Origin of the sequence: Aureispira anguillae (assembly GCF_026000115.1) — a bacterium.
GTDB classification, from domain to species: Bacteria; Bacteroidota; Bacteroidia; order Chitinophagales; family Saprospiraceae; genus Aureispira; species Aureispira anguillae.
The window spans coordinates 6,101,032-6,115,734 of record NZ_AP026867.1 but is presented as its reverse complement, the minus strand read 5'-3'; the positions used below and the strand labels follow the sequence as shown (position 1 = coordinate 6,115,734).

12 protein-coding genes are annotated in these 14,703 nt (G+C 34.9%); 4 read left to right on the top strand and 8 right to left on the bottom strand.

The annotated features are described in order from the left end of the window. Positions 1-21: 21 nt before the first annotated feature. From AsAng_RS23960 to AsAng_RS23950, 3 genes are read right to left on the bottom strand one after another with little or no spacing between them, the layout of a single operon-like run. On the bottom strand, positions 22-477 hold the full coding sequence (locus AsAng_RS23960; protein ID WP_264789639.1) for a Spy/CpxP family protein refolding chaperone: 456 nt from the start codon (positions 475-477) through the stop codon (positions 22-24). 29 nt (positions 478-506) lie between these two features. Further along, positions 507-1,124, bottom strand: a complete 618-nt coding sequence (locus AsAng_RS23955; protein ID WP_264789638.1) for a hypothetical protein — start codon at positions 1,122-1,124, stop codon at positions 507-509. 17 nt (positions 1,125-1,141) lie between these two features. Further along, positions 1,142-1,714, bottom strand: a complete 573-nt coding sequence (locus AsAng_RS23950; protein WP_264789637.1) for an RNA polymerase sigma factor — start codon at positions 1,712-1,714, stop codon at positions 1,142-1,144. Positions 1,715-1,982: 268 nt separating this feature from the next. On the opposite strand from AsAng_RS23950, the gene AsAng_RS23945 reads away from it, so the two are divergent. Then, entirely contained in the window at positions 1,983-3,275 is a 1,293-nt protein-coding gene (locus AsAng_RS23945) for a GNAT family N-acetyltransferase (protein ID WP_264789635.1), read from the top strand. 66 nt (positions 3,276-3,341) lie between these two features. On the opposite strand, the gene AsAng_RS23940 is transcribed toward AsAng_RS23945, so the two are convergent. The 5 genes from AsAng_RS23940 to AsAng_RS23920 form a co-directional block, all read right to left on the bottom strand. After that, positions 3,342-3,878, bottom strand: a complete 537-nt coding sequence (locus AsAng_RS23940; RefSeq protein ID WP_264789634.1) for a hypothetical protein — start codon at positions 3,876-3,878, stop codon at positions 3,342-3,344. A gap of 84 nt (positions 3,879-3,962) precedes the next feature. Then, a complete protein-coding gene (locus tag AsAng_RS23935; protein WP_264789633.1) occupies positions 3,963-5,033 on the bottom strand; it encodes a C2 family cysteine protease in 1,071 nt (356 codons plus the stop codon). 110 nt (positions 5,034-5,143) lie between these two features. After that, positions 5,144-5,704 (bottom strand): hypothetical protein, encoded by a 561-nt coding sequence (locus AsAng_RS23930; protein WP_264789632.1) that lies wholly within the window; start codon positions 5,702-5,704, stop codon positions 5,144-5,146. A 6-nt stretch (positions 5,705-5,710) separates the two neighbouring features. Further along, positions 5,711-6,649, bottom strand: a complete 939-nt coding sequence (locus AsAng_RS23925; RefSeq protein ID WP_264789631.1) for a hypothetical protein — start codon at positions 6,647-6,649, stop codon at positions 5,711-5,713. A 31-nt stretch (positions 6,650-6,680) separates the two neighbouring features. After that, positions 6,681-7,664: a hypothetical protein gene (locus tag AsAng_RS23920; protein WP_264789630.1), complete on the bottom strand. Its 984-nt coding sequence runs from the start codon at positions 7,662-7,664 to the stop codon at positions 6,681-6,683. A gap of 853 nt (positions 7,665-8,517) precedes the next feature. Between AsAng_RS23920 and ileS the strand changes: the two genes are divergently transcribed. The 3 genes from ileS to AsAng_RS23905 all read left to right on the top strand — a co-directional run bounded on the left by ileS (position 8,518) and on the right by AsAng_RS23905 (position 14,606). Continuing rightward, a complete protein-coding gene (gene ileS, locus AsAng_RS23915) occupies positions 8,518-11,901 on the top strand; it encodes an isoleucine--tRNA ligase (RefSeq protein WP_407655348.1) in 3,384 nt (1,127 codons plus the stop codon). Positions 11,902-12,011: 110 nt separating this feature from the next. Further along, a complete protein-coding gene (locus tag AsAng_RS23910) occupies positions 12,012-12,566 on the top strand; it encodes a TetR/AcrR family transcriptional regulator (protein WP_264789628.1) in 555 nt (184 codons plus the stop codon). A gap of 60 nt (positions 12,567-12,626) precedes the next feature. Beyond that, positions 12,627-14,606: a RasGAP domain-containing protein gene (locus AsAng_RS23905; RefSeq protein ID WP_264789627.1), complete on the top strand. Its 1,980-nt coding sequence runs from the start codon at positions 12,627-12,629 to the stop codon at positions 14,604-14,606. Positions 14,607-14,703 lie beyond the last annotated feature (97 nt).

Below are 14,703 nucleotides of genomic sequence, written 5' to 3'. Positions count from 1 at the left end.
TCTTCAATTATTAATCTAGTATTAGTGTTTATGGTATTCTCCTCTACGTCCTTCTCTGCGCTCCTTAGAGCGCTTCAGTAATTCTCGTCTAAAACGATGTTCTGATCGAGTTAATTTTGCAATCTGTTGTAAAGTAATAACCGCTTTAAATTTTTGAATATAAGCTCGATGCAATTCAATTTTCTCTTCACTAAGTCTCAAATGTTCCTCCAAAAAAGCTTCGATTTCTGCATCTGACATCTTATCGAGTTCCACCTTTTTTTTATGTTGGCGCTTTAAAGCATACAGTTTCTCTTGCATTTCATTGTACAAGGGCCAGAATCCCTGAGATTGCTCAGGCGTCAGTTCTAATTCCTCTGTTATAAAAGCTACTTTAACAGCTTTGATGCGTTCCTCTTTTGAACGATGCTCTTGGGCCTTAACCGTTCCCACACACAATAGCAATAAGAGAAAACCATAAAATATTTTTGTTGTCATAATTTTTATTTTTCTTAGAATTCTAGGTTTTATAAAAACAAATCCTCCTCCTCTACTTCCAAATCCTCATCTGTTAAATTATCAATCCAATCTTCGCCACCAACCGTTTCCAGTGCTTTATCCATAGCTGATTGCTCAGCAGGAGCAGCATTATTTTCTTCGGTAGGCTCTATAATAGTTTGTTCTATAGGAGTTAAACTTGTTTGTATTCTTTCTACTTCGTCCGCTTCCAAAAATGCGATGATATCTTCTGTTGAAAACTCGTCAATGTGGTCATCAATATAATAATCAATTGAGCCATCTGCAAGTAAACCTTCTATCGTTGGAGGGGCAATAGGACTATCATTCCATAGGTTTCCACCCAAGACAGCTAAAAGTATACAGACCGAAAAACCAACAGCATATTGAGGCGCCACTAAATTCCGAAAGAAGTTTCCAAGTTGAGTACTTAATGAAACCTTGTTTGTAAAAGAACTTGTTTTTTTGTTTAATAAAACTTCCTCCTCTTGAATTCGATGCATTAATCGATCTTCAAACGTTTCAAAATAATCAGTGGGTACAGAAAATCCTGCTTTTTTATCTTTTTTGTAAGTAGACAAAAAAGGAGCATGCTCTTCCAATTCTTTATCTATTTCGTTATTCTTCATATTATTTGGACTTAATATTAATCAAGATTTTCTTTAACAAATAATTCTATCTTCTTAACAGCATGGTGATAAGAAGCCTTTAGACCACCAACTGAGGTTTCCAATAATTCAGACATTTCCTTATAAGTTAGCTCATCAAAATACCTCAATACAAAAACTTGCCGCTGCTTATCTGGTAGACAATTTAGTGCCTGATTTAACAATAAGGTAGCCTTGTCTCCATCAAAATAGTTATCAGCCTGCAAAGTATTGACCAACCCACCTTCTTCATGATCTAAATCTATGGTTGCATATTTTTTTTTCTTTTTCAAAAAGGTAATACACTCATTCGTTGCAATTCTATACAACCAAGTATACAACTTAGAATCCCCTCTAAAATTTTTTATTCCTTTGTATATTTTAATAAATGTATTTTGTAGAACTTCATCTGCATCATTGTGTCCATTAACCATTTGACGAATGTGCCAATACAGGCGTTCCTGGTAGCTCTGTACCAAATTTCTAAATCCTTTCTCAAAGCTTTGAGGGGTTCTTAACTGCGAAAGGATTTTTTTTTCTGTATCTTTGTTATCCTTAGACTCTCCTAACAATTTTCTGTTTTTAATAAGCTGCTATGATCAAATGAGTTTATTTTATTGACTTATGAAGCCCATGAAAGTTTAATCATCAAACAAATTTAAAAGAAATTTAACATTTTTTTTTTGACGAACTCACAACAATAGCCCCCCTATCTACTGTTTATTAGGTGTGCTAAAATTAATAGTTTAACGTTTCCTGACTATCCAACTAACACACTGATAATCAAACAGCAAAAACTATAGCTCATATTCAAAAACGTACACTAACAAAAGAACCATTATGTACTATATGTTTTCCTCTAACAATGCCAGCAAACAATTTATCAATTCTAACCAACAACCAATAGAAGTTTATCCCTTACCAAAAAATACAGGCTACGCCATTCAAGTAAGCGATAGTATTAAGGAAATACAAAATACATGGGATGCTGTTGCCCCTAAAGAAAATCTTTTTTTGCAAAGTGCCTACTTGCAAACACTAGAAGATTTTCCGCCCAAAAAAATGAGTTTTAAGTACGTTATTTTTTATCATAATGACCATCCAATTGGTATTGCTTACCATCAAGTTTTTCGTTTGAATGTAGAAGAAAGTCTCCAACAAAATACAGACGAAGAAAATAACCAATCCAACTGTATTATAAGAGCATTCAGCAACGCTATAAAGAAGTGGTTTATCAAACGTGCTGAATTTAACTTATTAATTTGTGGCAATTTATTACTAACAGGCGAATATGGTTTTCATTTTAACCAAAAAATGGAGGATACTAAAGCAGCCGTACTCATTCAAGATTCGTTAGATTTAGTTCAAACAATATTAGACAAAGAACAAACCAAAATAAGCGTTCATCTCTTAAAAGACTATAAGGTAGAAACCTGTGATCAACTAAAAAAGCAACTACAGAAAGAAACGTATCATCCGTTTTTAATGCAGCCTAGTATGTATATGAACATTAGACCTCATTGGGAATCTTTTGAAAATTACTTGGCTGATATGAGTTCTAAATATAGGGTTAGAGCCAAACGTGCCCGCAAAAAAGGGAGCGCAATTATCAAAAAAGAGTTAAACTTAGAAGAAATTGAAGCCAATGAAGAACGTATCCATGAACTGTACAAAATGATTGCAGATGGAGCTGGTTTTAATGCCTTTTTATTGCACCCTAAATATTTTACTGAACTAAAAAGAAGCCTAGGAGATCGTTATAAGCTAACGGCTTATTTCATTGATGATCATCTAGTTGCTTTCTACACGGCCATTTTTAATTACGATGAAATGGATGCCCATTTCTTAGGAGTAGATGGTAATTATAATAGAGAACATCAAGTTTACCTTAATATCTTGTACGATTTAGTTAATAGGGCGATTGAAGGAGGAGTTAAAAATATTGATTTTGCTCGCACTGCTCTCGAAATAAAAAGCTCTGTTGGTGCTGTATCACAAGACATGCTCTGTTTCTTTAAGCACAGAAACACACTTTCCAGCAAGGTTTTACAATTCGTATTTGATAGTTTAAATCCCAAAGAAGAATGGCAACCAAGAAGCCCTTTTAAGGCTAATACCGCTCCTGTGGTGTAAATAACAAAAAGGAGATTGCTCAAAATTTTAGCAATCTCCTCTTTTAGTTCGTAATAAAAAAATCTATTAATTACTGATCATTTTTACCTTAACACTCCCAAAAGGACTCCCTTCCAACACTTCTACCACCTCATATTTTCCTCCATCTAGAACAAAAGCATAGCCAGTTCCAGCTGTAAACCATTCTTTATTATTAGGTAATGATAAACTAGCAGCTGGTCCTTCTTTTTTCGTTCCATCCTCCAAGGTATAATCTTGAATCATTATATTTGAAAACATCACTTTATGCTTGCCTATCATACCAACGGTTCCCTCTGTAAAGTCATATATTTCCGAATACACTTGAATTTCAACACTACCAAAGGGAGTTCCTTCCAAAACTTGTACTATTTCATACCTTACACCATCCAACTCAAAAGTACAACCAGCACCAACAGTTAACCACTCCTTGCTATTAGGCAACGATAAGCTAGCAGCTGGTCCCTCCTTTGCTGTTCCATCCTCCAAGGTATAATCCTGTATCATTATGTTTGAAAACATCACTTTATGTTCACCAACCATTCCAACAGTCCCTTCTGTAAAATTATATGTTTCTGAATCCATATCTAAATTGTTTTTGTTTATTTGGGCATTACAAGAAATAAAAAAAATCATTACAATAAAATAATTTAATATTCTCATAGATTATTACTTTTCTTGAACACAAATATTTCTATAATACTTCTTATAATCCGCAAAATCTAAAGTGATATCTCCTCTACCATCGCCATCTACTTGTTCAGCATTCCAAGGATTCTGTAAAGTTATTTTAGAACCATCAAAAGACAAAACAAAATACTCATGTGACAAAACAATATTCAACCCTTGAGCCGCTATTTGTTTTTTATCAGCTTTTTTTCCTTTCTCTGGACCAGGAATTGTCCCTGTAGTGATAGGGCGTTTATCTTTTAAGGCATCAGTTATAGTAGATTTAATTTCATCATCTGATAAATTTTTAATCCACAATGTTTTTGCCTCTTTTCCTGTCAATACTTCAATTCCTTCTTCTCCCCAACCGCCTTCTAGTTTGTTATAACCATCAGACAACTTGCTAACCCTTGAATCCCAATATTTTTCATCTTTTCTTAAAATAGCATAAGCTTTTTCAAGTAACATTACCCATAATTCAGTATCTCCATCCTGTGCATATAAAGGATTTCCATTTTTATCAACCAAAAACTCAGGCGTAATTTTAACAGTTTTAGCCTTTCTAGAACTAAAATAAGACCCATCAATATACATAGTAACCTCATAATTACCATTAGAATCGGGTCCTTTAATTAATTTTTTTAATGCTGCAGGATTAGCCTTAGCAACAGCACCTATTGCTGACATAAAATAGCAATCGCCAATTGCCCCCTGTCCAACATCATTCCAATGCACATCCGTTTTATCGTCTTTTCCTTTGGTAAATACATTGATAATCTGGTTTAACTTCTGTTTTGTTACATCCTTATAAACATAACCTTTTTTCTTGTCATCTCCCTCTATTGCAGGATTTGGAGCATCATTCCCCCTTCCAGCTTTTGCTTTATCTTTAATTTCAGCCAGCTTAGCCTCAGCCTTCTTAATAACCGCTTGCATAGCATCCAATTGCTTTTGCTCGTCTGTATCAATATCACCGTCCGCATTAAACATGTCTCCATACTTCACCAAAGTATCTTTTAAGCTTTTTAATTCATCTTCAAGCTTTTGTATTTTTTCATTTTGAGTTGCCATAATATTATTTTTAATTGGTTTGGTCTTGTTAAACCTCCTCAATATTTTATTCATTAAATAGATTGGAGACACTTCAAAAACACATTGCCTTGCCTCCTTTAATTCATCTATTATTGAAGTTCATTTAATAAATTCTCAATCTCTATAAGGGTAGAATCTCTTGGTTCAAAGATTGCACATGAAACGGAACCATTCATATTAAGATGCAAATAACTCTTGTATCCTCCCTTATACAGCCTCTGTTCCCTAGTTTTATCAACGCTAGTAAAATCTTGCTTTTTGAGCATTTTTTTTAATCGTCCTAATTCTTGCTCCGATAACGTTTTGTATAAAGCAAGATCTTGATTAAAATAGTTGCTCAAATCAGTAATATTGCCCTTATTTCTACTATAGTAATATTTGCCATCATCTGTAATTGCTATGCGACGATTACCAGAATGAGCCTGCATCAATACAGAATCAATTGCAACAGAAGCCATGTAAAGCAAAAAAGAATCATCAACTATAATATGAATATCATTAAAACACGTTTGTGAATCAATTTTAGGTAAGGTATCACTGCTTGTCTGAGAAAGAGTGCGAACCTCAACAGAAGCATCCGTATAATCCGATTGATTATTAGCACATGAACACAATAACAGTAGTGATAATAGATACAATAAGTTCATCATATCTTCTTATTTTTTAAACTGCCATTTCTTTAACCCTGTTACATCTTTTAGTGCTTGCAAAAAAGTCACATAATGCTGCTTTTCAATCTGGTTTCCTACTGACATAACATCTTTAAAATTGCCCTCTACTAGAACGGTTCCAAGCGCATCACGTACCAAGGTTTCATGCCAAATAGTACCAGGATCACTATCTACATATTCATCGTCTAGACCAATCATATGCCCATATTCATGAACGGCACCTTTTTGTTTGTCCTTAACACTTGCATCTTTAGTTACAAATTTTAAGTCATTAGAATCTAAAGTTGCAACCATTTCATCTGTAGAAGGATTAGCATCATGTATAGAAACTGCACTCTGTTCAAACTCCCCCTTGGGAATCTTTTTTACTTGTAAATCATAATGCCATCCAGCATCAGCATGTTCTATTTCTACATCAACATAAACCGTAACATTATTCATATCTGGATGTATAAAATGATATTTTCCTCCCCAACGCCCTTCAATTAAAGCGATATAAGCCTTTCTCCACTCTTTTTTCTCCTTATCACTCCAAACATTAGATTCTCCTTTTTTTCCTGCAAAATCAGCAGCAGCACCATCAATAAAATTAAAATTTAGTTTAGATAGTATTTCTAATCGACCATTTTTCGGATTCAAGCTAACATCAAAAAGACCTAATTTGGTTGGAGGAGCATAGTTTTTTTTCTCATAAGTTCCCGCCATAAACACGCTTCTAGTAATCTCTGGAGGCAATGCAGCCTTTCGTCTAAATAACTCTTTGACAACGGCATTAATAGTGCTAAACATAGCATCTAATTGCCCCTGTTCTTCTTTTGTGATAACTCCATCTGCCTCAAACATTTCTTGATACTTCAAGATCTCCTTCTCCATTGCTATAATATTCTCCTCTAGTCTTACTATCTTTTCTAATTTGTCCGCCATAATTTTATTTTTAAATGAGGTTAGGGAATAACTACAGTCCTAGTTTTTTGGTAATAGCTTCTAGTCTAGCATTGATCTTGGACATATTTTCTTTAATCTTAGCTCGACGCTCTGGAGTCATTTTTTTTGCGGCGCTATCCGACTGACCAGATTGTTGAGCAACTGCTTCTTTTAATGCATTTAAAGCAGCTTCTAAATTATCAATATTAGCCTGCTCATCATCGTCTACAATGCCATCCTTTTTGGCCTCCTCAATTAATTTAGTTAAGGCAGCTTCATATTTGGCAATATTTGCATCTAGTTTATCCTTTGAAACTTTATCTTTAGCCCCATCCATCTTAGCGATGCCTTCTTGCATTTTAGTTAATTGAGCTGCTCGTTTCTCTTTCTTAGCCTCTTTTTCTTTATTATCTACCTCATTTTCTTCACCAGTAGTTGAAGTGGCAGTATCAGAAGCTCCGCTAGCGGTAGGATCAAACAAACGCAGTATTTCGCCGTTTTTAGCGGCAAAATTTACCGTTTTTAGAATTTCTCCTAAAGAAGACTTCTGATCCCCCTCTACCTTACCTTCTAAGGTCATAAAGCATTCTTTAGTTTCAGCATCCACCTCCTTTACGGCTATTTTACCAGAAGTAGCAACCAATTTTTTCTTCTTTACTCGATCAAACAATGCTTCAAAAAATACTTTTTGAGCCTCTAAACCTTCTTTTTCTGATTCTTTTGCTTTAGCTAAGGCCTTCTCTGCTGCTTTTAATTTAGGCTCTATGTGCTTTTTCATCATAGGAAAATCCAGCCCAAGAAAAAAGAAACTCCCTTTCTCTTCCTCAACATAAACAAACGGCTTTTTCCCCGCTACTTTTAATTTTGAGTTTTCAGCCTTAAATTTTAATTCTGGTTTAGTTATTTTCTTGCTTTGCAATAATTCTAATAATAATTTTACATTACCAGAGTCAATGCCTAAGCCTTTAGCTAACAAATCTGTTTTGCTTGATAAATCTTTCAATTCCATTGCCATAATTTAGTGTTTTTGATTGGTGTTAATTAAATTTTGTTGCTATTCATGAAATACATTATAAAATGTACTGTTAGTTGATTGGTGCTTTCTAAAAAATAGATTTTTTAACAAGAGCGGTTGTCTCTAGACAAGACTATGCCCTCCTTTTATAGAATATACAAATGGATAAAAAATACTGGCAGCTCGATAGCTCTTCAAGAGTTCAATGTTTTATTAGAAATTCATGGTTTAGTTATGTCAAAAATCAAGTATCAAATTTTATGATCAAGAATAGATCACAAAAGGATTAGCCCAAGCTTATAAAACGTATAATTCATTGGTCAATTAATCATAAAAAGCCGACCATTAGTGACAGATAACTTTACTTAATAAGTTTTTATTACCCATATATAACATTACGTCCTTAAAAAGCTGCCCAAGTCATAGGCTTTATGCAACTATACGGTCTTTCATTACCTTATGAATAATCTTTATTTTCTATTAAAAATAAAAAAATTACACTTAGACCCTGCTAAGCTACAATTTTTTTTTCTAAAAAACAAGTATTATTTTTATTTAAATTTAATGGCTCCAACTTATATTATTGCTTTAAATAGTAGCATTTTTGGAACTTTTAAGGAGTTTTCTTGTGTTATTAATAGCAAAGTTTTACATTTGAGTATATTACTAGAAATATGAATTACCAATATCAAAATATAATTATTAGCATTATTATTATTCCATCAGTACCTATCTGTCGGAGATGATTTGCTATGCAACCAATCAATGAAAAGCTCTAACAGATAAAATTTGTTAGAGCTTTTTTTTATTTTTGTGCTATTCTAAAAAATAGACTGTTATATAAATTAATAATATCGTGAGTAAGTATCAAGAGTTTAAACAACTAGACCTCCCAGGAATAGACCAACAGATGTTGGAGTATTGGAAGGAAAACAACGTCTTTGAAAAAAGTATGGCAGAGCGTGAAGGCTGTCCCAACTTTGTATTTTTTGAAGGTCCACCTTCTGCCAATGGCAAACCTGGCATTCATCACGTATTGGCTCGCTCGGTAAAAGATACCTTCTGCCGTTTTCAAACCATGAAAGGTAAACTTGTTCGCCGCAAAGCGGGTTGGGATACCCATGGATTGCCAATAGAGCTTGCTGTTGAAAAAAAACTAGGTATTACCAAAGAGGATATTGGCAAAAAGATCTCTGTTGATGATTATAATAGAGAATGTAAAGAGACTGTAATGATGTACAAAGACATGTGGGATAACCTAACGCTCAAAATGGGCTATTGGGTAGACATGTCTGATCCTTATATCACTTACGAAAATAACTATATAGAGTCTGTTTGGTGGCTGTTACAAAAATTATACAAAGATGATTTAATTTATAAAGGCTATACCATCCAGCCTTATTCGCCAGCTGCGGGGACTGGCTTAAGTTCACATGAGCTAAACCAACCAGGTTGTTACAAAGATGTTTCAGACACAACGGTTGTTGCTCAATTTAAAGCCAAAACCAATGCCCTACTTCCTGAAGGAGCTTATTTTATTGCTTGGACAACAACTCCTTGGACATTGCCATCCAATACAGCCTTATGTGTTGGTCCTAAGATAACCTATGTATTGGTAGAAACATACAATCAGTATACAGGACAAAAAATGCACATTGTCTTGGCAAAAGATCTTGTTGGTAAACAGTTATCAGGAAAATATACTCCTGAAAATGAGGATTTAAATTTGGCCAATTATACATTTGGAGATAAAAAGATTCCCTATGCTATCCGCCAAGAATTTGTAGGTAAAGATTTGGTAGGCATAGAATATGAACAATTATTGCCTTATGCGCTGCCACACGAAACCCCTGAAAAAGCATTCAGGGTTATTGCTGGAAATTTTGTAACAACAGCAGATGGTACAGGGATCGTACACATTGCTCCTACCTTTGGAGCAGATGATGCTTTTGTAGCCAAAGAGGCTGGTGTTCCTCCTATGTTGGTGATGAACGAGCAAGAAGATTTGGTTCCTTTAGTTGATCTACAAGGTAAATTCAGACCTGAAATGGGCGAATTTGCTGGCTTATATGTCAAGAACGAATACTACAACGCAGGAGAAGCTCCTGAAAAATCAGTAGATGTTCAACTGGCGATAAAACTAAAGACAGAGAACAAAGCGTTTAAGGTAGAAAAATACAAACATAGCTACCCACATTGTTGGCGTACAGACAAACCTGTTTTGTATTATCCATTGGATTCTTGGTTTGTGAAAGCAACTGCCAAAAAAGAACGCATGTCTGAGTTGAACAAAACCATCAACTGGAAGCCCAAAGCTACTGGTGAAAAACGTTTTGGAGGCTGGCTAGAAAATTTACAAGATTGGAACTTATCTCGTTCTCGTTATTGGGGGATACCCTTGCCTATATGGAGAACAGCGGATGGCAATGAAGAGGTTTGTATTGGCTCCTTAGAAGAATTACAGGTAGCCATTGATGCAGCTAATGCACAATTAGGTCTTCAACAAACAATGCCTAAAGACTTGCATCGTCCTTATATTGATGATGTGGTTTTAGTGAGCAGTACTGGAGAAAAAATGATCCGTGAAACAGATTTAATCGACGTTTGGTTTGATAGTGGTTCTATGCCTTATGCACAGTGGCATTATCCATTTGAAAATAAAGAATTGATTGATAACGCACTTCAAGGTAAAACAGGTGAAGTTTCTTACCCTGCTGATTTTATCGCTGAGGGAGTAGATCAAACTCGTGGCTGGTTTTATACGTTGCATGCCATTGCTACCATGTGTTTTGATTCTGTTGCTTACAAAAATGTGGTTTCCAATGGATTGGTATTGGATAAGAATGGCTTAAAAATGTCCAAATCTAAGGGAAATGCAGTTGAGCCTTTTGAAACCTTGTCTAAATATGGTGCAGATGCTACTCGCTGGTATATGTTGACCAATGCTCAACCTTGGGACAACCTAAAGTTTGATGAAGCAGGATTAGACGAAACTCGTCGTAAATTATTTGGTACGCTTTATAATACCTATAATTTCTTTGCTACCTATGCCAATGTTGACCATTATGATGGTACCAACTTAGCTGGATTCCAATATGGCAATGAAGTGCCATTAGCGCAAAGAGCAGAGATTGATCGTTGGATCATTTCTTTACTTAATTCTTTAGTGAAGGAGGTTGATGCTGATTTTGCAAGTTATGAACCCACCAATGCAGGGCGTAAAATCGCTGATTTTGTCGATCGCCATTTGAGTAATTGGTATGTTCGATTGTGTCGTCGTCGTTTCTGGAAAGGCGAAAAGAATGAAGATAAATTAGCAGCTTATCAAACGCTGTATTATTGTTTAGCAACCCTATCTAAATTAATGGCTCCTATTGCGCCATTTTTCTCGGATTGGTTGTATCAAAACTTAAATACAGTCACTAAGAATGAGCCTCATATCTCTGTTCATTTAGCCTTCTTCCCTTCAGCAAATGAAGCGGCAATTGACAAAGATTTAGAACAACGTATGAGTTATGCTCAAAGAATTACTTCTTTAGTGTTGTCTTTAAGAAAAAAAGAAGCGATCAGAGTACGCCAACCTTTGCAAAAAATCTTGCTTCCTGTATTAAGTCAAGCATTTCAACAGCAAGTAGAGGCAGTTGAAGACTTAATTTTGTCGGAGTTAAACGTCAAAGAGTTTGAATATGTTTCGGATGCTTCTGGTATCATCAAAAAAGGAATCAAACCGAACTTTAAAACCTTGGGTAAACGTTTGGGTAAGAATATGAAAGCGGGTAAAGCTGCTATTGATGCCTTTACACAAGCAGACATTGCTCAGTTAGAAAAGGCTGGTGTCTATACACTTGATCTAAATGGCGAAGCATTTGAGCTTTCTTTAGAAGACGTAAACATTACCTCTGAAGATATAGAGGGTTGGATGGTTGCTAGTGATGCAGAGATTACGGTTGCTTTAGATGTTATGCTAACTCCTGAATTGAAAGCAGAGGGAATGGCTCGTGAATTGGTCAATCGCATCCAAAATTTACGTAAGGATAAAGATTTTGAGGTAACAGATAGAATTGTATTAACCCTTCAAAATCATACAGCGCTTAATGATGCAATTGCTCATTTTAAAGATTATATCTGCGCCGAAGTTTTGGCAACAGAACTCAATCTCGTAGAAGTTTTAACCACTGGAGATGAAGTAGAGTTAATCGATGATATTAATTTAAAAATGCAGGTTGTCAAAAGCTAAGGCTTTGCACAAGATTATTAAATCCTCTTATCCCTAGTTGATAAGAGGATTTTTTTAATTTGTATTTTTAAACTTTATTCACTATATTTACCGTACGTTAAAATAAAAACATGCCTAAAATCAAAACATCCAAACTAGAGTTGATCCAAAAATCGCTGATTGTTTTTAAAAACAACGGCTATCAAGCAACTAGTATTTCTATGTTAGCCAAAGCCTGTGATGTAGAAAAAGCACATCTTTATTATTATTTCAAAAATAAAGAAGACTTGATGTTTGAAGTATTGAACTACCTTAAAGAGGATGCTACGGAGCACATTCTGAGTATAGCTTACGATGAATCCATCAACTATTCGGATCGCCTTGAAAAATTATTAGAAGCATTAAAAAACTTCTATAAGGAGACCCAATTGGGCTGTTTAATGACCAATACTGTTTTACAAACCTTATACAAACAAAAGAATTTTAGTACAGTTGCTCAAGAGTTTTGCTCCAACCTAATAGAGGCAATCGCTCATTTATACCAAGACCGTTATAGTCCCAAATACGCTATTGGTAAAGCCGAGCAAGCTGTTCAAGATATGTATGGTGGGCTCATATTTGCCCAAATATATGAAGATCACGCTTATTTAGATCGTGCGTTAAAGCGAATTAAAAAGAAAGTTTAATTTTTTTTATTCTTTTTCTTTTTTACCGTCCGATCAATAAACTTAATTAAACCAATTAGCATGCAATCTAAAATCAAATCCCCAAAACAGCTTGCTGATTTAACAGCTGTTGATTACAAAATGAAATTAAAAGCAGATTTAACAAAAGCCAAAACTGCTAAAAAACCACCTAATTTTTTGCTCCATATCAACCACCAATTTGCAGATGGTAATAGAGGTCCCCTATTAATCTGTGGAACGGGCACTCCTTGGAAGAAATATATAAAAGACATCGTGAAAGGTGATGAAAAAACATTTGTCATCACTGGAAATTGCTCTCTCAATGAAGCCAATGAACTTACGCTTATTGTCGAGAAAGGAAAAGCAAAAAAAGATAAAATAATAAAATCCTTTAAAAAGAATCCCCTCCTAAAAAAATTAACCCTTGGTTTTGAAGGTGCAGTTGAAGCAACTGAAATGACAGCCCAAGAGACAATTGTTCACGATAGATTTGATAATGAGTTTCATCAGTTATATCAGGAATCAATTGAAAACAAAACTAAAAAAGAGCTCAAAGCTCAAAAAGAAGCATTAGCGTCTTTCTTGGAAGACAAATTACTAGGTCCTGTTGGGGAATTGTTTGCCACTAGCATTCAAGGAGATGAAAAAGCCTCGGCCAAATTTCAAAAAATAAAAACCAAAGTTTCTGAAAAAATAGACCAAATTACCCAACGCTTAGAAAAAGGGCTTTATGCAGCTGTTTCTGACGTTCAGTCAACAACAGATTTTATTGAAGATACTGGTAAACTAAAAGAATCTGGAAGCATGGGAGCGGTTGTAAAAAGCCTGCAAGCCCTCAAAGCAACAGACGAAAATGGGCTTAGTCTAAACTATAAAATTCAACAAGCTACTCCTGCTAAGAAAGAAGAATTATTAAGAGACAAACAAACTCAATTAGAGACAATCCAAAAAAATGCTCTAAAGTGGTTAAAAAAACATAAAAAGGGCGGTTTATTAGAAAATAAAAAGCAAAAAGCTCAACGCCTAAAACAACATCAAGCCATGCAAAAGCTCTTACAACAAATTCAAAAAGAGTTGGTTAATGTTGAATTTAATAAAAAAATAAACCTCCCCCAAAAAGCATTAACAGAGGGTCTGAATCGAAGTCAAGAATCGCACGCAAAAAAAGAAGCTAATGATTTTAAAAAACTGATTTCAAACGCCCCTAACTATCATGCTAATAATACTATTCTACAAAATAAAGAATTATTACAACAGACGCTAAAGGATTCCAAAGATGAAAATGGCATTGCACTATATTCTGAAGAAGCTATCCAGTTGAAACTATTGGAATATACCACTGCTGAAAAACTACAAGCCTCCAATGGTAAATTTGACTCTTTAGAGGAACACAAAGAAGTAACGTTAGAGCTAATAAAGGCTAGAATAGACACTCAAATGGCAGAGGGTGTTACCAATTTGGCTCAGGCATTTAGAGGGAACGACATCGTTTCGGCTACCGTATCAGCTTACATCAATCACTACAATGCCCCTTTTAATCAAAGTATACTGCAAAAAATGGATACGCTACTCATGGATCAGCAAGAAGCAACAGGAACTTATGAAATCGATCCAGCTAAACTGGAAACAGTGGGAAAAATCGATATGCTAGATGACAATATTCAAAAGTTAAGTAATCTTTATAGAAAAATATTAAGCGTTGCTATCGGACCTAAGGCCATCAAAAACATAGCACCTGAAGTAAAAGAGTATTGCAAAGAAATTTATGAAACAGCAGGCGGGGATAACAATTTGGAAGCTGCACAAAAGGTAGTCATTGGGTTTCTTTATTTGCGAGTAGTCAATCCTTTATTTATGAATTTGAGAGGACAATTAGACATGGGAAGCCCAGCCGATAGAGCTGCGGTTTACATCGCAAAATTACTACAAAATCAAGCCAACAAAACCAAAGCAACAGAAACGTATATGAAGCCCTTTGACCCACTCTTAGAGGAATTTAGTGCCTTAACAACTTCTACCATAACTGCAATAGTTAAGTAAGTAAGCAGTCCTGATGTATAATAAAACTCCCCCAATCTATAACAACAATGACTCTCCCACTAAAGAGGAGAGTCATGTTTTTTATAAGCTCTATACT